Source organism: Oxalicibacterium faecigallinarum, from assembly GCF_014635705.1.
GTDB lineage: Bacteria > Pseudomonadota > Gammaproteobacteria > Burkholderiales > Burkholderiaceae_D > Oxalicibacterium > Oxalicibacterium faecigallinarum.
This window is the reverse complement of record NZ_BMDI01000001.1, coordinates 659,099-681,238: the sequence shown is the minus strand read 5'-3', so window position 1 is coordinate 681,238 and position 22,140 is coordinate 659,099. Positions and strand designations below refer to the sequence as shown.

Here is a 22,140-nt window from a genome sequence, read left to right as displayed (position 1 = left end):
GTATCAAATGAAAAAGTCGCTTTTAAATCTAGTGGCCGTCTGTAGCTTCTCTCTGCTGACTATGACTGCTTACGCTGACCAAAGCAAAGGTATGGACATGGCAGGGATGAAGATGGATAACATGCCAGCTAAACCAACAAGTGCAACAGCTTTATCGGAGGGGGAAGTTAGAGCCATCGATAAAGAAAACAAAAGCATTACGTTGAAACATGGGCGTATCAAAAGTTCGACGGTAGAAATGGGGCCGATGACCATGCAGTTTGCAGTGAAAGACAAAGCACTGCTTTCAAATGTGAAAGTGGGAGATAAGGTGAAATTTACTGTTGAGAATATAGATGGAACCGCAACAGTAACGACTTTATCGGTTTCAAAGTAATACTCCGAGCTGCTCTACGTCACTAGACGCGCCAGGGCGTTGAAAGATAGGTCGCTCGAGATCTCGTGAAAGGCGAAATATACTCCGACGCCATTCCTTAACTAATTAGATGAGGGTCAAGAAAATCAGTAAATTCGGTGTCGAATGAAGACATTCATGGAGACTCCAGCTTGATAGAGCGCCTACTTGCAAACGATAACGGTGTCGTCGCCCACCACAGCATTAGTGGGCAAACTCACGGTAAATTTGTTCCAGCCATCGCGAGAGGTCGCTTGCACAGTGCCGTCATGAGCTTCGACAATCGATTTCACAATGGCTAAACCGAGACCGGCGCCTGATTTCCTTTGGCGGGAGGGATCTGTTCTAAAGAAGCGATCAAATAGTTTTGGCAAGTCGTCATCTGCGATTTGCTCGCCCGGATTTTCCACGCTAATGATGGTGAGCTTTTCATCCTGATGAAGGCGCACCAAAACGGATGAGCCGCTAGCTGAGTAACGAATCGCATTCGACAATAGATTGCTAAGAGCACGTAACATCATGTCTCGATCAGCGTATATAGGCTTAGCTTTGCCTACCTTGGAAAGGGTAATGTCCGCATCTTCTGCCAGGACACCAAAATAATCGAAGAGCCCTTGCACAAGCATTCCGATATCGGTCTTGGCTAACCGCAGATTACGTGGATCGTTCTCTGTCTGAGCAAGGAACAACATATCGCCGATCATCAAGCTCATCCGGTCGAACTCTTCCAGGTTGGAGTAAAGAACTTCACGATATTCGTCAACAGTACGAACTTGGCCCAATGCCACTTGTGTTTGTGTACTCAAGTTCGTAACTGGCGTACGCAGCTCGTGCGCGATATCGGCCGAAAAGTTCGCCAGTTTTGCGAAACCATCTTCGATCCTGCCTAGCATAGCGTTGAACGACAGTGCCAGTTCTGTAAGTTCTATGGGCACGTCCGCTGGATCGAGTCGAACGTCTAATTGGGATGAGCGAATAGCGCGAATGTCACCAGATACCTTGCGAATAGGGCGATGTCCCCATTGAACTGCAAGCCAGGCGACAACCAGGGCAATCAGCGCAACAATCAAGGTCGCCCACCATAGAATGCGTTTGAACATGTCGAGAAAGTCGAGATGGAAATCAATATCCATAGCAACGGCAACCACACGAGGTTCTACTTCGACATTTTCGTCGGGTATCTGCAGTGCACCGCCGCGATACGACTTACCGTCCACATTCCAGATGAGAAGTTGATCATCTTCGATACGCGTGCCGATCTTGCTGTTCTTCAAGACAGGGGACAAATCTGGTCCTACGCTTTTATAGAGTAGTTGTCCTGATGCGTTCCATACGCTATACGACATCCCGTGTCGACCCACAACGATAGCCGAGAGTCGCTGCATCATGGCATCGGTGGTTGCCTCGTCTTGGTGTACTTCGAGCGTCTTTGAAACCGCATTCGCCACAGCTTGCAGCTCCCCAGCATCCTGTTCGGCAAAATGATGTTCTAGCGAGCGGACGATAATCCAGTTAAATGTCAGAAAAACCAAGGTGGTCGTTATTCCGACCAATGCCGTGACTCGCCAAGCCAGCGAGATTGGTCGGCGTTTGGTGGTGACGTTAGTCTCCATTTGGTATGTCCAGTGTGTAGCCCATGCCTCGAACGGTATGGATCAACTTGGGTTCAAATGGATCGTCGATTTTGGCGCGCAGTCGGCGAATCGCGACATCGATCACATTGCTGTCACTGTCAAAATTCATGTCCCAGATCTGCGAAGCAATCAGCGAACGGGGCAGTACCTCGCCTTGACGTCTTGCCAGCAGTTCTAATAGAGCGAATTCTTTATTCGTAAGGATGACCTTTTGGCCCATCCTAGACGCCTTCCGGCGCGGTAGGTCGAGAACAAGATCTGCCACTTCAATACGTTCAGATTGCGTGGGTGCATTTCCCCGCCTCAGCAATGTGCGCACGCGCGCCAACAGTTCCGAAAACGCAAAAGGTTTGATTAAATAGTCGTCGGCGCCGAGTTCCAATCCTTTAACGCGATCGTCGACGCTGCCGCGTGCGGTCAGAAACAAAACGGGCATTTGCTTTCCGGATTCTCGTAACGACTTTACGATTCGCCAGCCATCGACGTCTGGCAGCATGACATCCAACAGGATCAAGTCATAGGCTTCATTCATAGCCATGTGGTGACCATCAAGCCCGTTACGTGCCAGATCAACCATGAAACCGGCCTCCATCAAGCCTTGTCGCACGTAATCCGCCGTTTTATTTTCATCTTCGACGACTAATATTTTCATTTCAACCTTAACCTCTGGTGTAAATCGGAAATCTGCACCTTTGCATGCTCTGTACTTTATGCCAGTAGGTCTTCCAGCGAGATGACACTAACATTACATAAATGTAATCCATAGGTCATATGCCGGAAAGTGACAGGTGTCTAGGATTGCGACTATGGCATATAGCCAACGCTCGTCAGCGCAACCTGCGCCCCCGTTTTCATTTGCCTGATCCTTAAGGAACGCCAACATGTCACGTCGATTACCTCTCATCGTCCCATCTTCCGGTCTGAGTCGGAGGCGTTTTGTCCAAGGCCTTGTCGCCGGCGGTGTGATGGCTGGCCTTTCCATCCCTGTTCTTGACGTGCTCGCTAGCGAAAGAAAAATCAGCCAGGGTACCGCGCCGGTTCTGCGCGGTACCGAGTTCGACCTTGTCGTCGACGAACTGCCCGTTAATTTCACAGGCAAGCCTGGTATGGCGACAACTATCAACGGTTCGCTGCCAGCCCCTACGTTGCGCTGGCGCGAGGGTGATACCGTCACGATTCGCGTACACAACAAGCTCCGTCAGCATACTTCGATTCACTGGCATGGCATTATTCTTCCGTATCAGATGGATGGTGTGCCTGGCATCAGTTTCGCGGGTATTCCACCGGGCGCGACCTTTACCTATCGCTTTAAAGTTGAGCAGAACGGTACCTACTGGTATCACTCACATTCCGGCATGCAGGAACTGACCGGCATGTACGGCGCAATCATTATCGATCCTGCTGGGCCAGAGACGATTCGCGCCGATCGCGACCACGTTCTCCTTCTTAGCGACTGGACGGACGAGGATCCGATGCGCGTCTTTTCTAAGCTCAAAGCGCAAGGCGACTACTACAACTACAACCAGCCCACCGTCATGGATTTTTTCCGTGATGCTGCCCGGGACGGCGTGGGTGCCGCGTTTGAAAAGCGCAAGATGTGGAACGAGATGCGGATGAACCCAACGGATCTTGCCGACCTTTCCTCAAAAACACTTACGTACCTGACCAATGGCATTACGCCTGCCGGTAACTGGACTGGACTATTTCGTCCTGGTGAGCGCGTGCGTCTGCGCCTGATCAATGGTACCGGCAATACCTTTTACGACGTCAGAATTCCCGGCTTGAAACTAAAGGTTGTGCACGTCGACGGACTGGACGTTGAGCCGGTCACCGTGGATGAATTCAGATTCGGTCCTGGCGAAACGATCGACGTGATCGTAGAACCTAAAGACGATGCTTACACGATCTTTGCACAGTCAATGGAACGCACCGGCTTCGCTCGCGGCACCCTGGCCGTCAGGGAAGGGCTGGAAGCGTCCGTGCCGAAGCTTGACGCTGTTGAATGGCTGACCATGCGCGACATGATGGGTGCGATGGATCATGGTTCGATGGGGCATGGAGGCATGGCTGGCATGGATCACAGCGGTATGGCTGGCATGAGCATGATGGGCGGCGACAACATGACCATGATGGGTGGAATGGATCATTCTTCCATGGCTGGAATGAATGGCCTGGCCGTACCGTCCACCAAAGCCCGGCATGCGCGCACCGAGTATGGTGCCAGTACAGACATGCGTGTCGATATGGCACGCACCAACCTGGATGATCCGGGCATTGGGCTGCGTAACAATGGGCGTAGGGTATTAACGCTGGCTGACTTGCATACACCGTCTGGCCCGATGGATAGTCGCGGCCCCGGTCGCGAAATCGAGTTGCACTTGACGGGCAACATGGAGCGCTACACGTGGTCTTTTGACGGCGTTGAATTTGGTCAGTCCACACCGGTTCATTTCAAGTATGGCGAACGTCTTCGCGTGATTCTGCATAACGACACGATGATGACCCATCCGATGCACTTGCACGGTATGTGGAGTGAGCTGGAAACGCCAGAAGGTAAATTTCAAGTTCGACGCCACACCATACCGGTTCAACCGGCGCAACGGATCAGTTTCCTTGTGACTGCCGATGCGCTTGGCCGCTGGGCATGGCATTGCCATTTGATGTTCCACATGGACGGCGGCATGTTCCGCGAAGTTGTGGTGTCCTGATCATGAGCGAGAAAATAATGAAGACCAAAAAAACCATCTATTCCCTTGCCATTGGCTTAGCGTCCGTCACAGCTGTCTCTGTTCACGCGCAATCAATGTCCGGACACGATCATGGTGGGCAGCATGGCCAGATGACCACCATGCAAGATATGCAAACTCCAGCTGCGAAAGCGCCTTCCGATCCGCATGCTGGACACAATATGTCGCAAATGGATAGTGCTGATGACATCACCACCATGCAGGATGGCCAGTCGTCCACATCAATGCCAAGCACTGACCCGCATGCGGGACACGACATGTCTCAGATGGATCAGGGTGAGATGCGCATGCAAGGCGGTTCACCGCCGCCTGATGCCAGAGATCCACATGCCTACGCCAATGGTACCAAGGTAGGCGAGGGCGTCTACGCGGTACCAGGGGTGCCGCGCTTGAGACTGCATGACGAGCATTCTTTTGCGTCATTGCGGGCTGAACGGCTCGAACGTAAGTTCAATCGTAACGCTGATGACAGCACCGCCTATGACCTTCAAGGATGGTTTGGTACCACCTACAACCGATTTGTCATCAAGGCGGAAGGCGATGTCGCCAAGCGACGGGTGCAGGAATCCCGCACCGAATTACTGTGGAGCCGTGCGATTGCAACGCATTGGGATGCTCAAGCAGGTGTTCGTATGGACACCGGGGAAGGCCCTAACCGCCAGTGGCTGGCCTTCGGCGTACAAGGGCTGGCCCCATACTGGTTTGAAGTTGACGCCACCGGTTATCTCGGCACTGACGGTAGAACAGCGCTACGCCTGGAAGCCAGCTACGAGCTTCTTATTACACAACGTCTGGTTCTCGAACCAAAGGTAGAAGTGCAAGCGTTTGGCAAGCGAGATCCACAGCGCCGAGTAGGCAGTGGATTATCCGAAGCGTCTGCTGGCCTGCGTTTGCGGTATGAATTCACGCGGCAGTTCGCTCCCTATATCGGCATCGAACGTGCAGGCAGCTACGGAGAAACAGCAGATTTTGTTCGAGCAGAAGGCGGCAAGCCACAACGAACACGGGTTGTTGCCGGTCTTCGCCTCTGGTTCTAAGCCCTACCTCAAGGATAACAAATGAAAGAAGCAATCCTAAAACTGATGCAGCTCAACTGGCTTCGGTATGCAGTATCGACGGTTGTGCTGGCATTTTCTGCAACGACTGCAATGGCGCAGACACTGCCAGTGGCAGAAGTATGGAAAGACCCGTCGTGTGGCTGCTGCGGCGACTGGGTTAAGCACATGGAAGAAGCGGGCTTCAAGGTCAAAGTTCACGATGTGGGCAATGATGCGACGCGTAAAAAATACGGCATGCCTGCGAAGTACGGTTCGTGCCATACCACCAAGGTTGGAAAGTATGTCGTAGAAGGTCACGTGCCTGCCGACGATATCAAGCGACTCCTTCGCGAAAAACCAACAGCGCTGGGCTTAGCTGCACCTGGGATGCCAATCGGCTCGCCCGGTATGGATGGTCTTGCTTACAACGGTCAGAAAGACGCCTACGACGTTGTTCTGATCAAAAACGACGGTACCTCAACCGTCTACCAATCACATCGTTAAACCACCAAATAATCTAGGAAATATCATGACAATATCCAAACTCACCTCCAAGTTGCTCATGGCATCGATGACGGCGTTGTTCGCCACTTCTGTTTTCGCCCATCCAGACCTGCTTTCCTCATCGCCTGCAGATAAGTCACAAGGACCAGCACCCGCCACCATCGAACTGAAGTTCTCCGAGACGCTCAACACGCAGTTCTCAGGTGCCAATCTCGTCATGACAGAGATGCCGAATATGCCTAATCACGGTGCCATGAAAATCGCTGCAAAAATCTCGGGTGGCTCGGATGGCAAGACCATGGTAATTACACCAGCCAATCCGCTTACAGAAGGATCTTATCGCGTTGATTGGCGTGCGGTGTCGTCTGACACACACCCAATTAAGGGCAACATTACATTTCAAGTGAAGTAAATTCATGGCCGATGATTGGCACAACATTGCACTCCGCTTTGGCCTGTACGTTGGGCTGGCGGCGCTATTTGGTATTTCTCTGTTTGGCTTTTATGGTCAACGGCTGAGTGCAAGTTTTTTATCATTTGGGCGGCGCTTCACTAGCGTTCTCCTAGTGCTGGCAGCTGTTGATATCGTTTTTTCGGCCTGCGCCATACTGGTAACTGCCAAAGCGATGTCAGGGGCAGAAACGTATTCGGAGTTGACCACACATATTGTTGGCATGGTCATTACCGGCACGGAGATGGGGGTAGCCTGGCTCGTCCGGATGGGCGTCCTGTTGGCATTCCTGATATTGGCTAGTGCGAGTATTCAACGACGTCCTCAGTTTGGACTGCTTAGCGTCCTATCAGCAATATCACTTGCGACGCTTGCGTGGTCAGGGCATGCGGTCATGCATGATGGTGTCGCAAGGTTGAGCCATCTCGCTTCAGATATCACGCATCTATGGGCAGCGGGCGCATGGATTGGGGCGTTGTTCTGTTTGATCATGCTGGCATCGATGAATCCAGCTTCCAGTCCGGATGCTGTCGAAGTTCTCAGTCAAACGTCCAGCGGCTTCGCCACTGTTGGAACAATCATCGTCGTCTTGCTCGTCATCACGGGTACGGTCAATTACTTGTTTATCGCTGGACCGACTATTCGGACATTGATCGACACGCAGTATGGATTGCTTCTGGTAGTCAAGCTGATCCTATTTGTAGGAATGCTGCTCCTGGCAGCAGCGAATCGGTATTTATTCAGCCCAAAAGTCGAACTGGCAATCAAGGCTGGCAACGGTGCTAAAGCATCGCAGTTGTTGCGGATCAGTTTATTGACCGAGACGAGTCTGGCATTGGTGGTTATTGCGTGCGTGGCGTGGCTCGGTGTTCTGTCGCCAATCGTTGCGACTCAGGCACGTTGAACGTTGGTATCTCACCCGCTTCCAAGTGATTGTTGACAGTCGAGGAGTGCAGCCATGAATGAGCTTAAGCAAGCCACCTTGTATCGAATGGTTATGCCGGAACATACCTGTCCCTATGGGTTGAAATCGCTCGATTTGCTTAAGCGTGCTGGCTACGAAGTCGATGATCATCATTTGACCGATCGGGCGCAGATCGATGCGTTTAAAAAAGCGCATGGTGTGGAAACGACGCCGCAGACCTTTGTTGATGGACGTCGCGTAGGTGGTCATAGTGAATTCTGGATAGCACAAACCGAGTTGCAAGCCGCCATCAGTGGCACGGGCAGCAATTCATTACAAATGCGTAGTGCCGCACCGGCCGCCGCTGCCGGCGCAGGCCACTAAGGAAGGAATAGAAATGGTTTCACGTAGAAATTTCTTTATGGGCGCCGGCGCAATGATTGGTGCCGGCATGGTATCGCGCGTGGGGGCAGTGGTGCTGCATCGGTAAGTACTGACAGCAATACGTCTGAAGGAACGATACGCAAGGTCGACAAGGAAAACCAGAAAATCACCATCAGGCACGGAGAGCTGAAGAATCTCGACATGCCTCCTATGACAATGGTGTTTCGGGTTCAGGATCCGGCATTCGTAGAGGCGGTGAACGTGGGCGACGAGGTCAAGTTCGTTGCCGAGAAACTGGAAGGCAAATTTACAGTGACTCATGTCGAGAAAAAGAACTAGCGGTTCTAGCTCTTTTAATGCGCGCAGCTTCTCGTTGTGCGTAGAGGATCTTCGTGCACGGGCTGGGTAGCCAGTCCGTGCTTAAACTCGTCCGTAGCCAGGGTGCATACGTGACGACGATAGTGCAGAAAAAGCCTTCTTAAAAAGGATGTGAACAAATCACTTACACGTCACTCATACGAGAGTTCACAAATGGACAAGCCGTTTAAATAAAAAGCGCGTTCATCATGCATCATCACCGACACGGTGTTGGAACTAATAGAGGAAAAAAGCGCAGCTGGAAAACGCTCAAGGAGGATACGGATTTTTTCTTAACACATGTAGTTCTTTCTTGAAGGAGAAGTCATGTCACATGAAAAATTCAAGTCATGTATCGATGCTTGTTATGACTGCGCAGCCGCATGCGACCACTGTGCCGCCGCCTGTTTGCAGGAACAGGATGTCAAGATGATGGCGCGCTGTATCGCACTGGATATGGACTGCGCACAGATTTGCCGAATGGCAGCATCTTTTATGGCCCGTGGCAGCGAGTTTGCTAAAGCCGTCTGCCAGCTGTGTGCAGATATCTGCCAAGCGTGCGGCGATGAGTGCGCCAAGCATAAGCATGACCATTGCCAGGAGTGCGCCAAAGCATGCCAACGTTGCGCTGAAGAGTGCCGGCGCATGGCCTCTGCCGCTTAACAGCGATAAAGGAAAAAGGAGGAGTGAAGGCTGAGCTTGTACCTCTCCTTTTTCTCTGAGGGCTGACTTCAGGTCCTTGACCTTGCCATCATGGGAAGGAATACAGTGGTTTCATATTCGATGACTGTGCCAATCTAACCCAGTGTCAGGAAGGCCCACCATGCCTAAAGTGACGGTCAAGCCCCACCCCGATTATGCCCCTGAAGGAGCGGCGTTTGATTCGCCTAAGAACCTCTCTCTATGCGACGCCCTGCTCGCCAACGGCGTGGAGATAGACCATGCATGCGGAAGGGTCGGCGCCTGCACCACTTGCCACGTTGTTGTGCGGCAGGGATTTGAGTCGCTAAGCACCTCGACCGAAAGTGAGGAAGACATGCTTGACCGGGCGTGGGGACTGGAGGCCACTTCTCGTCTTTCGTGCCAGGCCATCGTAGGGGATGCGGACGTAGCCGTCGAAATCCCCCGGTATTCGATTAACCATGCCAAGGAGAATGCGTGAAGCTTCAAGGCGTGACAGTGCCGCTTTTGACTTGAATCAAGCAATTTTAAAGGCCACATTCTTAGCATGCTCGCAGGTCACTATTTAACCCAAAGGAGTCTGTTATGAAATTCATCCCCCCTGTTTTCAAGCGTATTGGTGTAGTCGTCCTCGTGCTTGGTTTAGCTGGTTGTGCCGCTGCCACGGATACGCAACAACATACAGATCATCATCCTGGGGCCAAAGCGGGTTCTACATCGCCTATGGGAGGCATGATGGACGGCTGCAAAATGGGAGCGATGGACATGAAGTCCGTGTGCGAGATGCACTCGAAGATGATGACCGAGAAAACGCCACAAGAGCACAAAGCGATGATGGAAGCGCACCATGGAAAGATGTCTGCCGAGGACATGCAAAAGCACATGGACATGATGAAAGAGAAGTGCCGCTGATTCGGCCGTAGCGCCCCGACACCCGCTTGTCATAAATTGGCAGAGGTTTTTATGGATACTCGCTCGCACCAACATCAGAACCATGGCAGCCACTCTCATCACGAGGGGCACCACCATCATCGTGGCGGCGTGGAGTCGGCGCATGCTCCCACCGACACAATCGACAGCGATAAACCTTATACCGACCCTGTATGTGGCATGAAGGTGGCAGCCGTCCCCGAGAAGACCGTTGAATACGGTGGCAAGGACTACCATTTCTGCAGCAACCGTTGTGTGGAAAAATTCAAGGCTGACCCGCAGTCGTATCTCGTTCCTCAGGACGAGCGGGCGGCCGAGCCCGCACCAGCCGGGACGATTTACACCTGTCCCATGCATCCAGAAATACGGCAGCCGGAGCCAGGAACCTGCCCGAAATGCGGCATGGCGCTTGAACCCCTGATGCCGTCCCTGGACGAAGAAGAGAACCCGGAGCTGGTGGATTTTCGCAGGCGCTTCTGGTGGACGCTGCCCGCTACGGTCCTGGTTACCTTCATCGCAATGTTCGGCTACAGGATCTATCCCGGCGGCTTGCCCGGACAAAACTGGATCGAGTTTGCACTGGGTACGCCAGTAGTGCTGTATGCCGGCTGGCCCTTTTTTGTGCGCTGGGCGCAATCGATCAAGAACCGCAGTCCGAACATGTGGACGCTGATCGGTACCGGTGTCGGCGCTGCCTATGGCTATAGCATCGTCGCAACCATCGCACCAGAGCTTTTTCCGGCAAGCTTTATTGAGCATGGACGCGTGGGCGTGTATTACGAAGCCGCTGCAGTTATCGTATCGCTGACCCTGCTCGGCCAGATCCTGGAATTGCGGGCACGATCTCAAACGTCAGCCGCCATCAAGGCATTGCTGGGCATGGCGCCCAAGACGGCACGTCGCATCAATGCCGATGGCACGGAAAACGATGTGCCGCTCACACATGTGCATATTAACGACACGCTGCGGGTGCGGCCTGGCGAAAAGGTACCAGTGGACGGCGAAGTGCTGGAAGGGGAAAGTGCGCTAGACGAATCGATGCTGACAGGCGAACCGGTACCGGTGACCAAACGGTCTGGCGACAAGGTGATTGGCGCTACCATTAACACCAGTGGCAGCCTGGTCATGCGAGCGGAAAAAGTCGGCTCGCAAACCATGCTGTCTCAAATCGTCCAGATGGTCGCCAATGCACAACGTTCACGGGCCCCGATGCAAAGACTGGCTGACGTGGTTGCCGGCTATTTTGTGACGGTAGTGGTTGTTGTTGCCATCACCACGCTGTTTGTCTGGGGCTTTTTCGGACCGCAACCGTCCTGGGTCTACGGCTTTGTCAATGCCGTTGCTGTCCTTATTATTGCTTGCCCCTGTGCACTGGGCTTGGCCACGCCCATGTCTATCATGGCAGCTACCGGGCGGGCGGCGACTCAGGGCATCCTTTTTCGCGATGCAGCGGCTATCGAAGCCATGCGAAAAATCGACACCCTTATCGTCGACAAGACCGGCACCCTTACCGAAGGCAAACCAGCCTTCGATAGCGTCGTTGCCGCCCTGGACTTTACCGAGACCGACGTGCTTCAGATTGCCGCCAGTATCGACCAGGGCAGCGAACATCCGCTCGCACACGCCATTGTCAGCGAGGCCAACAAACGCAATCTGGTTCTGGATAAGCCTGAATCTTTCGAGTCCTCCAGCGGCATTGGCGTCAGGGGCGTTGTGGCCGGTCGGCGCGTAGTGCTGGGCAACACCGCCTTGATGGAGCAGGAGAAAATCGACTGGCAGCCTTTAGTGAGCCAGGCCGAAGCGTTGCGCAATGAAGGGGCCAGCGTCATGTATCTTGGCGCGGACGGTAAGTTGGCCGGTTTGCTGGCAGTCTCCGATCCGGTCAAGGAAACCACGCCGGAAGCCCTCCAAGCGCTAAAGGAAGCCGGTTTAAAAATCATTATGGCAACGGGCGATGGGCTCACGACTGCCAAATCCGTTGCCAGGCGCCTTGGCATTGATGAAGTCTATGGTGAAGTCAAGCCACAGGACAAGCTCACGTTGGTGGAGCGGCTCCAGAAAGAAGGAAAAATAGTCGCCATGGCAGGCGATGGCATTAATGATGCACCGGCTCTGGCCAAGTCTAATGTTGGTATTGCGATGGGAACTGGCACGGATGTCGCGATCAACAGTGCACATCTGACCCTCGTGAAAGGTGATTTGCGCGCAATTGTTCGTGCGCGATCGCTCTCGGTCGAGACGGTGCGCAACATGCGGCAGAATCTCGTGTTTGCGTTTATCTACAACGCCATGGGGATTCCTCTGGCTGCGGGCTTGCTTTATCCGTGGACCGGCTTATTGTTGTCACCCATGATTGCTGCGCTTGCGATGAGCCTGAGTTCCGTTTCCGTCATTGCAAATGCCTTGCGCCTACGGGGCACAGCAAATACTTCCTGAATCGGGAAGGAGATACCTCCTTGATTAGCGAGACCCTTAATAGTCGGTGTTTTTGCGTGAGCCTGGACACTCGTTTGTTAAGGGAAGCGCTGACGAAAGAGTTGGGTACGCCGGAACTGCTCGCCCTTATGGAAGAACGCTATTCCTACCTGTTTTCAGCGCGGCCCGTATTCATTTCAGACAGCCACGCTGTGCAAATGGCGGAGGTGATACAGGCGGTGGAGTCAGTCGTGGCACTGCAAGCCTATCAGGAGTACGTGTTGTTTTCTGCTCCGGCAATCGCCAGCCATAGGGCACTGGCCGCAAAAAGCGTGTTCTTTAGTTATGATTCAGAGGGGAAATCGGTTAGAAGCAGAGCATCGCTACGTCAAGAAACACGATAACGTTTGTTACAGAGGGAGATCCAAATCGAACAGTTGCCACGGAACTGAAGGGAATTGACGATGACCGTTCTAAAAACATTGATCAGCGTAGTAGTGATCGCCATTGTAGCGCTACTCATATTCGTCTACTCCGGCGTCTACAACGTCGCTGCTGATGAGCCGCACCTATCGGTGATACGGTGGGCCATGGAAACCACGCGGAGTAACTCCGTCAAGCGGCGAGACGATAGCGTAACGCTTCCAGCTGATTGGAACAGTCTGCAGCGCGTCGAACAAGGTGCCAAGTCCTATGCCGCTATGTGCCAGATCTGTCATCTTGCCCCCGGTGTGGAGCCAACCGCGATTCACAAAGGCCTTAATCCCCGTCCTCCCCGCCTTAGCGAAGAAATGTCTCATCATTCGCCTGAAAATTTGTTTTGGATTGTTAAGCATGGAATCAAAATGACTGGCATGCCGGCGTGGGGTGTTAGCCATAATGACGAAGAGCTCTGGGGCATCGTTGCGTTCTTGAAGAAGCTCCCCGAGGTGTCTGCACAAGAGTACAAGGCCATGTCACAAAGCACGTCCTCTGGACACGGCCAGGATCATGGGCATTCCTCCTCCAAGTGAGGGAGTAAGGCCCATTTCTCGAAAGGGGTACATGTGCTGCTGGAAACGCCGCCATGTCGCTTTGGGCAGACTTAGATTTTCAGCAGACTGTGCAGCTTTCATTTTCTAATTCTTGAAAGGAGTAACGTATGGGTTACGGACGTTTTGCCGCCATGATCGCCACCTCCACGGCCATCATGTTTGGCCTCATGTACTTAAACGTGTACCAGGCCGAGCATGTCTTTTTCAGTGAAACGCGTGTCTACATGGCAATTGTTATGGGTGCCACTATGGCCGTCATTATGCTGGCATACATGCTTAACATGTATAAGAACAGAAAGATCAACGTAGCCATTTTTGTGGGAAGTGTTGTGATTTTCGCGGTTGCGCTGTGGCTGGCACGCAGTCAAGACACCATTGAAGACGTCTCGTGGATGAAAGCCATGATTCCCCATCACTCCATAGCCATCCTCACCAGTGAGCGCGCCAACATCACCGATCCCAGGGTCCAGAAGCTTGCAGAAAAAATTATTGAATCCCAACGCAAGGAAATCGAAGAGATGAAAAAGCTTATTAACGAGCTAGAGCAAGAGCGCTAACGCTAATGAAACAAATCTATTCCGCTTTCCGCTCATCCAAGTCAGGAGCTTGCCTCTATGTTCCGCTTGCCGCACGTAGCTTGTCTGCTTAGCCCACCGAAAAGGCTCAGAAATGTCTAGCGAGGTGCCGATGACTCACTTTGGGCTATCGGCAGGAGGCATTAAATCAGTAGCATTAGCTTGTGGCAGAAGAACGCTCTCGAAATGCGTATCGATTTGCCATAGCATCATAGAGAGCGTGGTGTTCTGGGAGGTTGTGTTTTTTATGAAACTCATACCGAATGAGCTTATTGATGTTGCGGGCGATCATACGACCCCGGCACCACGTGGGCATTCGAGAGCCTAAAGCGTCACCAAACAAATCCCAATCCGTTTGGTAATCAAAACAGATTTCGACTTCTTTATTGTCGGGGTTGATGCACGCCAGCCAGTGAATGATCTTGTCCCGTAACTCAGTCAACGAGCATGTAGAGTCGGGCAGACGACCAAGTAGCGGTATAACGGTCTCTCGTACAAACGCGCTGCATGCGTGAGCAGGGTATGGCACTTCGGCATAAAACTCCTCCCCTGAGGCTGCAGCCATACCGATGCTGATCAAATATGGATCATTAAAATCAGTAAATTCCGTATCGATAAATACTTTTAGCGGCATGAGAACCCGTTGGCTACAGGAGGTCAGTAATCATACCGTTTTTCCCGGGAGCATAGTTTTGAGGACGGCACCGTAGGACAAAAAGCGGTGGGTGTAGGATCCGGTGAATCTCGATCTATCACTGTGGAAGGTCGCCGAAAGAGCGAGTCCAGATTGCTCTGTAGAAATAGAGGCGATAAGATACCGGTCGCCGCGTGCAGCGCTTTATTCAGCCGATCTTTGTTTATCTCAAAAAACTCCGCTAGCAACCCACCGCCAAAGTCACCTAACCCGGGAAGCAGTGCCAAACCCAGAACCGTCCCGTAAGACCCCATGACGAAGATGTTCAGCTTGCCCTTTCTATAATGCCTATAAGCTGCCTTGTTAAAATTTATTGCATCGACTCTAAATTGGCGTCAGTCTCGCCAATCCCCATGCTACGCGTCTAGGTAGTCATCCGCGATAAAGCTTATCCATCTGCGATTTCTCGCCGTTCATCTTACTTTGTTGTAGTTCCTGTTGAACCTGAGCACGTGTTTTATTCGTCGAGACTTCCATTGGTCCTGGATACTGACTGTCAGGAATATCCAGTGCGCCATTTTCCTTTGCCTCAATCAGCTCTTGCTTAACTTGTGCACGTGTTTTGGTCGACTCAGCCTTTGGCAATACAGGATACGCACTATCGCTGAAGTTAAGGTTATCTGTATGGGCAAACGCTGCCGTCGAAATAGATAAGGCTGCAAACGCCAAAATGAATTTAAAGTTAGTTTTCATGGTTACTCCGTTTCTAGAAACGTGGCTCACAGTCCGGGCCACATCAGAGCGATCAATCGATGAAGAACGATTGAAATCGACAACTACATTCTAGAAATCGGACACCCACAGGTTGATTACGCAGGCATTACATATGGGTCATCAACATTGCCTGGCTGATAGCTGAATAAGATGGGTGCCAGGCGTATTATTTCTTGATACTTGCGAAAGATGCTCCCGCCTCAATTGCCATAGTCATCAATCCCCGTCGCAAACTATGACTGGAAAGTTTTGACTTGAATTGCAGGCCCTTCGTGTAGCCGAGCTTTGCGATAATCATATTAATCGCCTCAGGACTTAGGCTCTTGATGCTAACTGCTCCCCATCTATTAATCGCTCGGAAAATGTAACCCTCTTGAATCCCTGCAGCTTCGATCCAGTCCTTAAGGGCTAAAATAGGGCAGAGCTCTTCGTCGCAGTAGATGATGGCTTTGGTTGTTCGGTTACCTTCTAGATCAGCCTTTGATCCAGGAATGGTAATGAGCAATCCGGATTTGTGCCATTTCAGATCAGACACTTTTAGCGAAACTAATTCGCTACGAACAAATGCGCCGAAGAAACTAATAAGAAGAATTGCGCGATCCCGTTTTGCTGATAACCCTTCCGTTTTTAATAGGGTCCTTGATATCAACTTTAGGTCACTGATTGGCAATGCCTCCGCTTTTTCTTTGGATTTACATAGTGGTAGCTTTATCGCTTTAAACAGCTCTTGGATTTGTGGTGTCGATGTAGGATCAGGAAAGCCATGAAGTACATGCCAACTTGAAATTGCAGCGCGTCTAATAGCCAATGTACTTAAGCTATGGGAGTGCGAAAAAGTCATCAAGTAGTCTTTGATTTCTTTTTCCGTGGCCGGCAGCAAGCCACCCCAACTCAGATAATGCGCAATCGCCGATCCATAAGCTCTGCGCGTATTGTCCGTCATGGCACTCTTCATCTAGTTTCTACAATCCAGAGTTCCCAGTATTGGTATTTACAAATTTAGTTTAGCAGTAGATACAAATTTACTTAAATAAACGTGAACAATGGTTGCAGGCTTGATTCTTAGCACTGGATCGCATTTGACATAATGTAAATTGCACCGAAAAACTGCTAATTTTTAGACTGTCGTTACCGAAGCAGGGCAGAACCCCGAATCGAATTAGCGCGTAGCGACAGCGCGTGAAAACCCTCGAAAATCTCTTTCCACATTGCTTTATCTTCCGGCGAATTGGCTCTCTCGCGGTGGATATCGAGCGTCACAATGCCGGGATGTTTGCCGATGATTTTGGCAACTTTACGCGCAACATCATCATCCATCTGGCCGCCGCGGGCGCGGTAGTTACTGATAGTAGACGTGCGAATGCCTAGTGCTTTGGCGACTGCGTAGTCGCTTTCAATGTTCAACGTCGCTTTTACGGCGTCAAGGTATTGCAGGGTATTCATGGCTATCTCCTTGGTCGAGGTGATGTGGTACGCCCGTACGATACGTCACGGGTCGAAATAGTTCAACATCCACAAACTGAAATGCATCACAGTGCTTGACATAGTTCACACGGTGAAGCATATTTCGGCTTGTCGGCAGGAAACACCTCAAAAAATGGCTTTGGTCGAGACATCTACGTGCATTGCCTGCCGACACTCTATCGACCAAGGCAAGACCAAAGGCCTAAACATGACAACTGTTGCACAAGTTACAAACGGTAACGTTCGCATTCGTTGCGGTAAAACCGATCTTTTCATTGCTGGTGCCGTCAAGAATTTCGACATCATCAGCGTCACGCATCAATCAGAAAACGCGCATGAGTTTGATGCCGTTGCAGCCGAAAAAGGCCGCAAGGTGCTTGCCGCGTTGTACCCATCGTTCGATTGGCAAACCGTACAGGCGTAATCATGGGCGCACGTCCAGATACCGACCTTGGCGACCGTGACAGCGGCGACCATGACGCAACCGAAGTGATATCGCGTCCGGTCGATATCCGTCACATGTCGCATGCACCGGCAAACCTGCCAGCAGCGCCAACGGGCAAAACGCCTATCGGGGAAAAATACTTAGAGAGCCTGCGTCAGCGGCCGACCGCGCCAGTGGCTGCGCGGTCGGTGCGGCGGGATTTGGTATCACTCACGTGCTGGAAGGACACCCCGCAACTCTATCGAAAGATGATCGCTAGGGTTGCGGGTCTGTCTGGTGATGTGGTCGAGAAGCGGGACCGCGATCTTACCGAAACAGAAAAAGCCATGCTGCGTTCGGCAATCGCTGACATGCGCCAGTGCTTTCAAGGGCTGGTGTCGCTATGAAAGTGCATGATCTGACGAAGGCCAGCGTTGCTGGAAAAATCCACGATCTGAAGTGCGACAAGGTGCCATTTTGGGCTGTCTATGACGGCACTAAAAAGGCTGAATTTCGCATCAATGACCGTGATTATCAGGTTGGTGACCATCTAGTTTTATGTGAGTACCAAGACGGCAAAAAGCTGAATAACGAACTGCTGGTACGAATTACGCACATGCAAACGGGGTACGGTATCCCTGACGGTTACGTGATGTTGTCATTCGCTGTCTGCTGGTAATGCTCGCACTTGACCAACATCCAGCGCGGCCAGAATGGGCGCAACGCATCGTGTCGGAATTACCGGCACGGTGGCAAAAGCGCTTGTTCGGAAAGTGGCAAAAGACCCGTAACGCCTTTGATGCGTCGATCCTGACTGCTGAAGGCGATGCAACGCGGTCGGCTGCACACTGGTTGTTGAATACCGTCGATCAACTCAAGACGGTAAATATCCCGCTCGACGCAACCGACGCAGATATCTGCGCACGTGCGCAGGAACTGGCCGCGCATTGCGTCGAGTTGGGCGGCATCTTCCGTGAGTGGGAATGGCGTGCGGCGCTGGAAACAGTGTGCCAGGCAAATCATGTGACAGCGCCATACATCAAAAACCGTAGTACGGCAGAAACCGAAATCAACCGCCTGACGTGTCCTATCTGGTGGCGTCGCCAATTGCGCAAGGCGCACGCAAAAGCCGTCGAAGCTGCAGCGATCAGCATCGGCTATGTGAACCGATCCCGCGATATCTACGTGTCGAACGAAAGCGTTCGGCGTCGTGCGCAACAGAATCGGCGCAACGCGGCCATGATGGAAGCGACCAAGCTACGCAATGAGGACGGCTTTGAATTGACCGTTGCAGAGGCGGCGGCAAAGGGGACGGCAAACAAGGCAATCCGTCGCGGTGAGTTGATGACGCGCATTGCCGGATTTGAGCGCATTGCTGTCGATTGTGGTCACGTGGGCCTGTTCTTCACAATGACGTGTCCAAGCCGCATGCACAAATGGCGTTCAGTAGGTGAGGGCAAGGTAATTGAAAACAAAAAATATGACGGCACTACTCCTAAAGAAGCTCAAGAGCATCTTTCGCAGGTCTGGGCGCGAATCAGGACTGCTCTTGCGCGTCGCGGTTTCAACTGGTACGGATTCCGTATCGCTGAACCTAACCATGACGGAACACCTCACTGGCACATCTTGGTTTTCTTTGATGATCGATGGTCGGGAATTTCTGCGCGTACCGCTCTCCCGCGTGTATGCGCAATGGTACGCAGATACGCACTTCAAGATTCCGGTACTGAAAGAGGGGCGAAAAAGCACCGTGTGGACTTCAGGCCCATGGATGCATCAAAGGGAACAGCAGCCGGATACATCGCCAAATACGTCAGCAAAAATATCGACGGATACCGAGTAGAAAAAGACCTGTTCGGCAACGATGCATTGACCACTGCACGCCGTGTTGAGGCATGGGCGGCAACGTGGCGCATCCGTCAATTTCAGCAAGTCGGCGGGCCACCTGTCACGGTCTGGCGCGAAATGCGCCGTATCAAGGAACTGCCAGCCGACGCGCCGGAACATCTGGTGCAGGCGCACATCGCCTGTAACAAGCATGACGCCGATTCAGACTTTCCAGCAAAAGCAGCTTGGGATGCCTACTGCAAGGCACAAGGCGGCGTGTTCACTGGCCGCAATTACCGCATCAAGCTCGCAACCGAAAGCGACGGCGGTACGGGCCGTTACGGTGAGGCGCTGGCACCGCGTCCGGTGGGTGTGCATACGATCGCCATGGTGCAGTTTCGTGATGGCATCGTGACCGGCACAAAGGCAATCGAAACGCTTGTTAAGTCAGTGCGTCACGTCTGGGAATTTTTACGCGCTGGCGGTGGATCAACAAAGGCGGGCATCGCCCGCCCTTGGACTCGTGTCAATAACTGTACGCGAGAGAACTTCGCGGGTATTGCAAAAAGGTTTGAAGCGGTACCGCGTTTGATGGGGCCGATGCAAAAAACATCGAATTTTGAGTTTTTCGGGCCTGTGAACTGGCCCGAAATAGAGAGGGGATTAAACGCATGATCAAGGGATTGGCACTTTGGCTGTTTCGTCGCGCCTATCGCGTCGAAATTGAGCATCTGCACATGGATGCCCATAGTCCGAGTCTGGGTGTGTCGCAATGCCGTGGAATTAAGCGGGCGCTCGGATATCTCGGACTTTGGTAATGGAAGATTTGGAACGTGAAGCAATTGCCGTGGTGCGGCAATACGGATTTGCGCTATCGATGGCAAAGCCGGTTAAGGCACTTTTGATAAAAATCGCTGACCGGCTTGGTTGGCATCAACTTAGAAAGGAACTGTAATGGAACGCGAAGAATTTGCGGAACTGGCGAAAAACGACATGCCAGCGGCAATGCTCTGGCTGTTCGATCAGTTGCAGGCGGCTGAATTGACCGTCGCATCACTGACCGAGTAACACACAATCCAACCATCGCGGCCAATGCTCACAAGGCAGGAAACCGCACCAGACGGCTGCACCTTACCGGGTGCAGCCGAAAGGAATCAGAATGAAAAAGCCGACTCTCGGACATATCGATTGTCCGTACTGCGCTGGCGTCCAGACCATGCGCATCACTCACGACCGGAACAATAAGCCGTTCGGCCACTGCGACGATTGCAACGGGCAATTGCGCGTCGGCGGCAACACCTTCCGCGAGAAAAAATTCATTGAGCGCTACCCATTTGCAGCAGCAAAAGCGCCGGAAATCCCTGTAACGGTAACAGAGCCGGAAAAGCCGGTAGAGCCTGTATCAGCGGATAAAACAAATCAAATCGTTTCTGAAGCTATCAAGGCGCCACCGGCAAAGCCGCGGAGCACCTTTGCAGCAGCACTCAACCTGTTAGGGGGTGTGTGATGTCCGAACAAGTCCAAGAACAGGAAATGCCGGGCGAACAGGCTGCAGAACTGGCCGCGCTGACAGCGATGGCAGGGGAGGGGCAACCGCAACCGGGTGCCACTACGCCAGAACAGGAACAGCAAGCGCCGGGCGTGTCGCTGTCGCAGGAAATTGCAGGTGCGCTGGCAATGATGGTTGGCGTCGTCGGGCCGATGTTCCCATCGGTGAAAGAGATTTACACAAAAGAAGTCTGTCAGGCCGTAGGCGAGGCCGTGGAGCCGGTGTGCATCAAGCATGGATGGCTGGCCGATGGCATCGGCGGCAAGTACGGCGAAGAGTTGATGGCGCTAATGGTGGTCGGGCCGCTGGCATACGCAACGTATGTGGGCGTGGCCGGTGATATCGCGGCGCGTCAAAAATCCAGCCAGGTCGAAAAAGTGACACCGTTACCGCTCGGACAGCAGGTAGGGCCGACGCCGGATGTGGCGCCAGCGGAAAAGGGGCTGGTGATGGGAAAGGTGCAGCCACATGAAAACAATTGACGGGCGACTGATCGTCGTTTCTGGCGCTTCTCGGTGCGGCAAGTCCACGCAAGTTGCAAGGATGGTAGCCACGTCAAAGCGTGTTGTTGCATGGGATCCGGAGGATCAATGGGCAGCGCTACCCGGATACAGAAAAATCACGACGCGGGACGAACTGTTACAGGCAATTCAAACGCCGGGGCATATGCGGCTTGCCTATGTGACGGGCGGCAATCTGAAAGACGAATATGACTTCCTTTGCCGGGCCGTTTTCTATGCAGGCCGATACATCAAGGCGTTGGACTTCATCGGAGAAGAACTGGCAGACGTATCGACACCCGGTAAAGCACCGACGCATTGGGGGATTCTGGTGCGCCGTGGACTCAAGCGCGGCATCAACATTTATGCGATATCGCAACGATGGGCCGAGGCCGATAAAACGGCCATCGGCAATGCATCGGAATACGTCTGCTTTCTGTCCCGGCCAGACGATACCGACTACGTGGCCAAGAAAACCGGCATTCCTGTAGCGGAACTGGCGGCGCTGGAAGCGTTTGAATTCATCCAATACGACCCGGTAACGAAAGAAAAAGTGAAAAAAAAGTTGCGCAGATAAGACGAAAAACAGCCTGTTTCCTGTAACGGTAACAGGCTGTTTTCAGAGTGAAAAAAGATCGACAAAATCGGCACCTGTTTTATCACTCACTTAATCATGTGTAACTGCACTGAAGGGAAGAAGGAAATGAATCAATCGCAAATCACTGCATTGGCAATCGCTGGCGGCATTCTGTTCGCCGGTTACAAGTTTGGCCCGTCCTATGTCAAGGCTGCATGTCTGGCCGTTGGCGCTGTTGCCGTCGCCAAGCGTGTGCCATACGTGAACGCTGTCCTGTAATCGGACAAAAGAAACCATCGTTTTAATCTGCGCCAACTGCTCACAAAGCAGGTAACGCACCAGAC

The 22,140-nt window shown here is 52.4% G+C and carries 30 protein-coding genes; 24 read left to right on the top strand and 6 right to left on the bottom strand.

Annotated features, from left to right (window positions below):
* Nucleotides 1-7: 7 nt before the first annotated feature.
* Entirely contained in the window at nucleotides 8-376 is a 369-nt protein-coding gene (locus IEV29_RS03370; RefSeq protein WP_188379850.1) for a copper-binding protein, read from the top strand.
* A 182-nt stretch (nucleotides 377-558) separates the two neighbouring features.
* Here the strand turns inward: IEV29_RS03370 and IEV29_RS03365 are convergent, their stop codons facing one another.
* Together IEV29_RS03365 and IEV29_RS03360 are read right to left on the bottom strand one after the other, a co-directional pair.
* On the bottom strand, nucleotides 559-2,007 hold the full coding sequence (locus IEV29_RS03365; protein WP_188379849.1) for a Cu(+)/Ag(+) sensor histidine kinase: 1,449 nt from the start codon (nucleotides 2,005-2,007) through the stop codon (nucleotides 559-561).
* Nucleotides 1,997-2,680: a heavy metal response regulator transcription factor gene (locus tag IEV29_RS03360; RefSeq protein ID WP_188379848.1), complete on the bottom strand. Its 684-nt coding sequence runs from the start codon at nucleotides 2,678-2,680 to the stop codon at nucleotides 1,997-1,999. The genes IEV29_RS03365 and IEV29_RS03360 overlap by 11 nt, the downstream gene beginning before the upstream one ends.
* 229 nt (nucleotides 2,681-2,909) lie before the next feature.
* Here IEV29_RS03360 and IEV29_RS03355 point away from each other — a divergent pair, with 229 nt between their 5' ends.
* The 14 genes from IEV29_RS03355 (at nucleotide 2,910) to IEV29_RS03290 (ending at nucleotide 14,029) form a co-directional block, all read left to right on the top strand.
* Nucleotides 2,910-4,736 (top strand): copper resistance system multicopper oxidase, encoded by a 1,827-nt coding sequence (locus IEV29_RS03355; RefSeq protein WP_188379847.1) that lies wholly within the window; start codon nucleotides 2,910-2,912, stop codon nucleotides 4,734-4,736.
* Between the two features lie 2 nt (nucleotides 4,737-4,738).
* Complete coding sequence (locus tag IEV29_RS03350; RefSeq protein WP_373868079.1) at nucleotides 4,739-5,812, top strand: copper resistance protein B; 1,074 nt, start codon at nucleotides 4,739-4,741, stop codon at nucleotides 5,810-5,812.
* A 21-nt stretch (nucleotides 5,813-5,833) separates the two neighbouring features.
* Entirely contained in the window at nucleotides 5,834-6,316 is a 483-nt protein-coding gene (locus tag IEV29_RS03345) for a DUF411 domain-containing protein (RefSeq protein ID WP_229726199.1), read from the top strand.
* 25 nt (nucleotides 6,317-6,341) lie between these two features.
* On the top strand, nucleotides 6,342-6,728 hold the full coding sequence (copC, locus tag IEV29_RS03340) for a copper homeostasis periplasmic binding protein CopC (protein ID WP_188379846.1): 387 nt from the start codon (nucleotides 6,342-6,344) through the stop codon (nucleotides 6,726-6,728).
* A 4-nt stretch (nucleotides 6,729-6,732) separates the two neighbouring features.
* Nucleotides 6,733-7,671 (top strand): copper homeostasis membrane protein CopD, encoded by a 939-nt coding sequence (gene copD, locus IEV29_RS03335; protein ID WP_188379845.1) that lies wholly within the window; start codon nucleotides 6,733-6,735, stop codon nucleotides 7,669-7,671.
* A gap of 54 nt (nucleotides 7,672-7,725) precedes the next feature.
* On the top strand, nucleotides 7,726-8,055 hold the full coding sequence (locus IEV29_RS03330; protein ID WP_188379844.1) for a glutaredoxin family protein: 330 nt from the start codon (nucleotides 7,726-7,728) through the stop codon (nucleotides 8,053-8,055).
* Between the two features lie 72 nt (nucleotides 8,056-8,127).
* On the top strand, nucleotides 8,128-8,394 hold the full coding sequence (locus tag IEV29_RS16105; protein ID WP_188381048.1) for a copper-binding protein: 267 nt from the start codon (nucleotides 8,128-8,130) through the stop codon (nucleotides 8,392-8,394).
* 345 nt (nucleotides 8,395-8,739) lie between these two features.
* The gene (locus tag IEV29_RS03320) at nucleotides 8,740-9,075 is read left to right on the top strand and encodes a four-helix bundle copper-binding protein (protein ID WP_188379843.1); all 336 of its coding nucleotides are present in this window, start codon (nucleotides 8,740-8,742) and stop codon (nucleotides 9,073-9,075) included.
* A gap of 160 nt (nucleotides 9,076-9,235) precedes the next feature.
* Complete coding sequence (fdx, locus tag IEV29_RS03315) at nucleotides 9,236-9,574, top strand: ISC system 2Fe-2S type ferredoxin (protein WP_188379842.1); 339 nt, start codon at nucleotides 9,236-9,238, stop codon at nucleotides 9,572-9,574.
* Between the two features lie 104 nt (nucleotides 9,575-9,678).
* On the top strand, nucleotides 9,679-10,005 hold the full coding sequence (locus IEV29_RS03310; protein WP_188379841.1) for a hypothetical protein: 327 nt from the start codon (nucleotides 9,679-9,681) through the stop codon (nucleotides 10,003-10,005).
* A 51-nt stretch (nucleotides 10,006-10,056) separates the two neighbouring features.
* The gene (locus tag IEV29_RS03305; RefSeq protein WP_188379840.1) at nucleotides 10,057-12,459 is read left to right on the top strand and encodes a heavy metal translocating P-type ATPase; all 2,403 of its coding nucleotides are present in this window, start codon (nucleotides 10,057-10,059) and stop codon (nucleotides 12,457-12,459) included.
* 20 nt (nucleotides 12,460-12,479) lie between these two features.
* Entirely contained in the window at nucleotides 12,480-12,842 is a 363-nt protein-coding gene (locus tag IEV29_RS03300; RefSeq protein ID WP_188379839.1) for a hypothetical protein, read from the top strand.
* Nucleotides 12,843-12,902: 60 nt separating this feature from the next.
* Nucleotides 12,903-13,451, top strand: a complete 549-nt coding sequence (locus IEV29_RS03295) for a c-type cytochrome (protein ID WP_188379838.1) — start codon at nucleotides 12,903-12,905, stop codon at nucleotides 13,449-13,451.
* 128 nt (nucleotides 13,452-13,579) lie between these two features.
* Nucleotides 13,580-14,029, top strand: a complete 450-nt coding sequence (locus tag IEV29_RS03290; RefSeq protein ID WP_188379837.1) for a DUF305 domain-containing protein — start codon at nucleotides 13,580-13,582, stop codon at nucleotides 14,027-14,029.
* 175 nt (nucleotides 14,030-14,204) lie between these two features.
* On the opposite strand, the gene IEV29_RS03285 is transcribed toward IEV29_RS03290, so the two are convergent.
* From IEV29_RS03285 to IEV29_RS03270, 4 genes are all read right to left on the bottom strand, one after another.
* Entirely contained in the window at nucleotides 14,205-14,681 is a 477-nt protein-coding gene (locus tag IEV29_RS03285) for a 3'-5' exoribonuclease (protein ID WP_188379836.1), read from the bottom strand.
* 432 nt (nucleotides 14,682-15,113) lie between these two features.
* The gene (locus IEV29_RS03280) at nucleotides 15,114-15,434 is read right to left on the bottom strand and encodes a DUF4148 domain-containing protein (protein ID WP_188379835.1); all 321 of its coding nucleotides are present in this window, start codon (nucleotides 15,432-15,434) and stop codon (nucleotides 15,114-15,116) included.
* A 187-nt stretch (nucleotides 15,435-15,621) separates the two neighbouring features.
* Nucleotides 15,622-16,398: a tyrosine-type recombinase/integrase gene (locus tag IEV29_RS03275; RefSeq protein ID WP_188379834.1), complete on the bottom strand. Its 777-nt coding sequence runs from the start codon at nucleotides 16,396-16,398 to the stop codon at nucleotides 15,622-15,624.
* A 185-nt stretch (nucleotides 16,399-16,583) separates the two neighbouring features.
* Complete coding sequence (locus IEV29_RS03270) at nucleotides 16,584-16,898, bottom strand: DUF3693 domain-containing protein (protein WP_188379833.1); 315 nt, start codon at nucleotides 16,896-16,898, stop codon at nucleotides 16,584-16,586.
* Between the two features lie 229 nt (nucleotides 16,899-17,127).
* Here IEV29_RS03270 and IEV29_RS03265 point away from each other — a divergent pair, with 229 nt between their 5' ends.
* The 9 genes from IEV29_RS03265 (at nucleotide 17,128) to IEV29_RS03225 (ending at nucleotide 22,075) form a co-directional block, all read left to right on the top strand.
* Nucleotides 17,128-17,343, top strand: coding sequence for a hypothetical protein (locus IEV29_RS03265; protein WP_188379832.1), 216 nt, complete (start codon nucleotides 17,128-17,130; stop codon nucleotides 17,341-17,343).
* A gap of 2 nt (nucleotides 17,344-17,345) precedes the next feature.
* Complete coding sequence (locus IEV29_RS03260; protein ID WP_188379831.1) at nucleotides 17,346-17,750, top strand: hypothetical protein; 405 nt, start codon at nucleotides 17,346-17,348, stop codon at nucleotides 17,748-17,750.
* Nucleotides 17,747-18,022: a DUF3850 domain-containing protein gene (locus IEV29_RS03255; RefSeq protein WP_188379830.1), complete on the top strand. Its 276-nt coding sequence runs from the start codon at nucleotides 17,747-17,749 to the stop codon at nucleotides 18,020-18,022. Before IEV29_RS03260 ends, IEV29_RS03255 begins: the two co-directional genes overlap by 4 nt.
* On the top strand, nucleotides 18,022-19,845 hold the full coding sequence (locus tag IEV29_RS03250; protein ID WP_188379829.1) for a replication endonuclease: 1,824 nt from the start codon (nucleotides 18,022-18,024) through the stop codon (nucleotides 19,843-19,845). Before IEV29_RS03255 ends, IEV29_RS03250 begins: the two co-directional genes overlap by 1 nt.
* Nucleotides 19,846-19,987: 142 nt before the next feature.
* Nucleotides 19,988-20,125 carry a hypothetical protein gene (locus IEV29_RS03245; RefSeq protein WP_188379828.1) on the top strand — a complete coding sequence of 46 codons (138 nt, stop codon included), beginning with the start codon at nucleotides 19,988-19,990 and terminating at the stop codon, nucleotides 20,123-20,125.
* 204 nt (nucleotides 20,126-20,329) lie between these two features.
* Complete coding sequence (locus IEV29_RS03240) at nucleotides 20,330-20,677, top strand: hypothetical protein (protein WP_188379827.1); 348 nt, start codon at nucleotides 20,330-20,332, stop codon at nucleotides 20,675-20,677.
* Nucleotides 20,677-21,201, top strand: coding sequence for a hypothetical protein (locus IEV29_RS03235; RefSeq protein WP_188379826.1), 525 nt, complete (start codon nucleotides 20,677-20,679; stop codon nucleotides 21,199-21,201). Before IEV29_RS03240 ends, IEV29_RS03235 begins: the two co-directional genes overlap by 1 nt.
* Nucleotides 21,188-21,796, top strand: coding sequence for a hypothetical protein (locus tag IEV29_RS03230; RefSeq protein ID WP_229726198.1), 609 nt, complete (start codon nucleotides 21,188-21,190; stop codon nucleotides 21,794-21,796). Before IEV29_RS03235 ends, IEV29_RS03230 begins: the two co-directional genes overlap by 14 nt.
* A gap of 126 nt (nucleotides 21,797-21,922) precedes the next feature.
* Entirely contained in the window at nucleotides 21,923-22,075 is a 153-nt protein-coding gene (locus IEV29_RS03225; RefSeq protein ID WP_188379825.1) for a hypothetical protein, read from the top strand.
* Nucleotides 22,076-22,140 lie beyond the last annotated feature (65 nt).

Excerpts from the sequence above, each read along its gene's own strand:
- IEV29_RS03370 (WP_188379850.1), top strand. The coding sequence starts at position 8 with ATGAAAAAGTCGCTTTTAAATCTAGTGGCCGTCTGTAGCTTCTCTCTG.
- IEV29_RS03365 (WP_188379849.1), bottom strand. The coding sequence starts at position 2,007 with ATGGAGACTAACGTCACCACCAAACGCCGACCAATCTCGCTGGCTTGG.
- IEV29_RS03360 (WP_188379848.1), bottom strand. The coding sequence starts at position 2,680 with ATGAAAATATTAGTCGTCGAAGATGAAAATAAAACGGCGGATTACGTG.
- IEV29_RS03355 (WP_188379847.1), top strand. The coding sequence starts at position 2,910 with ATGTCACGTCGATTACCTCTCATCGTCCCATCTTCCGGTCTGAGTCGG.
- IEV29_RS03350 (WP_373868079.1), top strand. The coding sequence starts at position 4,739 with ATGAGCGAGAAAATAATGAAGACCAAAAAAACCATCTATTCCCTTGCC.
- IEV29_RS03345 (WP_229726199.1), top strand. The coding sequence starts at position 5,834 with ATGAAAGAAGCAATCCTAAAACTGATGCAGCTCAACTGGCTTCGGTAT.
- copC (WP_188379846.1), top strand. The coding sequence starts at position 6,342 with ATGACAATATCCAAACTCACCTCCAAGTTGCTCATGGCATCGATGACG.
- copD (WP_188379845.1), top strand. The coding sequence starts at position 6,733 with ATGGCCGATGATTGGCACAACATTGCACTCCGCTTTGGCCTGTACGTT.
- IEV29_RS03330 (WP_188379844.1), top strand. The coding sequence starts at position 7,726 with ATGAATGAGCTTAAGCAAGCCACCTTGTATCGAATGGTTATGCCGGAA.
- IEV29_RS03320 (WP_188379843.1), top strand. The coding sequence starts at position 8,740 with ATGTCACATGAAAAATTCAAGTCATGTATCGATGCTTGTTATGACTGC.
- fdx (WP_188379842.1), top strand. The coding sequence starts at position 9,236 with ATGCCTAAAGTGACGGTCAAGCCCCACCCCGATTATGCCCCTGAAGGA.
- IEV29_RS03310 (WP_188379841.1), top strand. The coding sequence starts at position 9,679 with ATGAAATTCATCCCCCCTGTTTTCAAGCGTATTGGTGTAGTCGTCCTC.
- IEV29_RS03305 (WP_188379840.1), top strand. The coding sequence starts at position 10,057 with ATGGATACTCGCTCGCACCAACATCAGAACCATGGCAGCCACTCTCAT.
- IEV29_RS03295 (WP_188379838.1), top strand. The coding sequence starts at position 12,903 with ATGACCGTTCTAAAAACATTGATCAGCGTAGTAGTGATCGCCATTGTA.
- IEV29_RS03290 (WP_188379837.1), top strand. The coding sequence starts at position 13,580 with ATGGGTTACGGACGTTTTGCCGCCATGATCGCCACCTCCACGGCCATC.
- IEV29_RS03285 (WP_188379836.1), bottom strand. The coding sequence starts at position 14,681 with ATGCCGCTAAAAGTATTTATCGATACGGAATTTACTGATTTTAATGAT.
- IEV29_RS03280 (WP_188379835.1), bottom strand. The coding sequence starts at position 15,434 with ATGAAAACTAACTTTAAATTCATTTTGGCGTTTGCAGCCTTATCTATT.
- IEV29_RS03275 (WP_188379834.1), bottom strand. The coding sequence starts at position 16,398 with ATGACGGACAATACGCGCAGAGCTTATGGATCGGCGATTGCGCATTAT.
- IEV29_RS03270 (WP_188379833.1), bottom strand. The coding sequence starts at position 16,898 with ATGAATACCCTGCAATACCTTGACGCCGTAAAAGCGACGTTGAACATT.
- IEV29_RS03265 (WP_188379832.1), top strand. The coding sequence starts at position 17,128 with ATGACAACTGTTGCACAAGTTACAAACGGTAACGTTCGCATTCGTTGC.
- IEV29_RS03260 (WP_188379831.1), top strand. The coding sequence starts at position 17,346 with ATGGGCGCACGTCCAGATACCGACCTTGGCGACCGTGACAGCGGCGAC.
- IEV29_RS03255 (WP_188379830.1), top strand. The coding sequence starts at position 17,747 with ATGAAAGTGCATGATCTGACGAAGGCCAGCGTTGCTGGAAAAATCCAC.
- IEV29_RS03250 (WP_188379829.1), top strand. The coding sequence starts at position 18,022 with ATGCTCGCACTTGACCAACATCCAGCGCGGCCAGAATGGGCGCAACGC.
- IEV29_RS03245 (WP_188379828.1), top strand. The coding sequence starts at position 19,988 with ATGGAAGATTTGGAACGTGAAGCAATTGCCGTGGTGCGGCAATACGGA.
- IEV29_RS03240 (WP_188379827.1), top strand. The coding sequence starts at position 20,330 with ATGAAAAAGCCGACTCTCGGACATATCGATTGTCCGTACTGCGCTGGC.
- IEV29_RS03235 (WP_188379826.1), top strand. The coding sequence starts at position 20,677 with ATGTCCGAACAAGTCCAAGAACAGGAAATGCCGGGCGAACAGGCTGCA.
- IEV29_RS03230 (WP_229726198.1), top strand. The coding sequence starts at position 21,188 with ATGAAAACAATTGACGGGCGACTGATCGTCGTTTCTGGCGCTTCTCGG.
- IEV29_RS03225 (WP_188379825.1), top strand. The coding sequence starts at position 21,923 with ATGAATCAATCGCAAATCACTGCATTGGCAATCGCTGGCGGCATTCTG.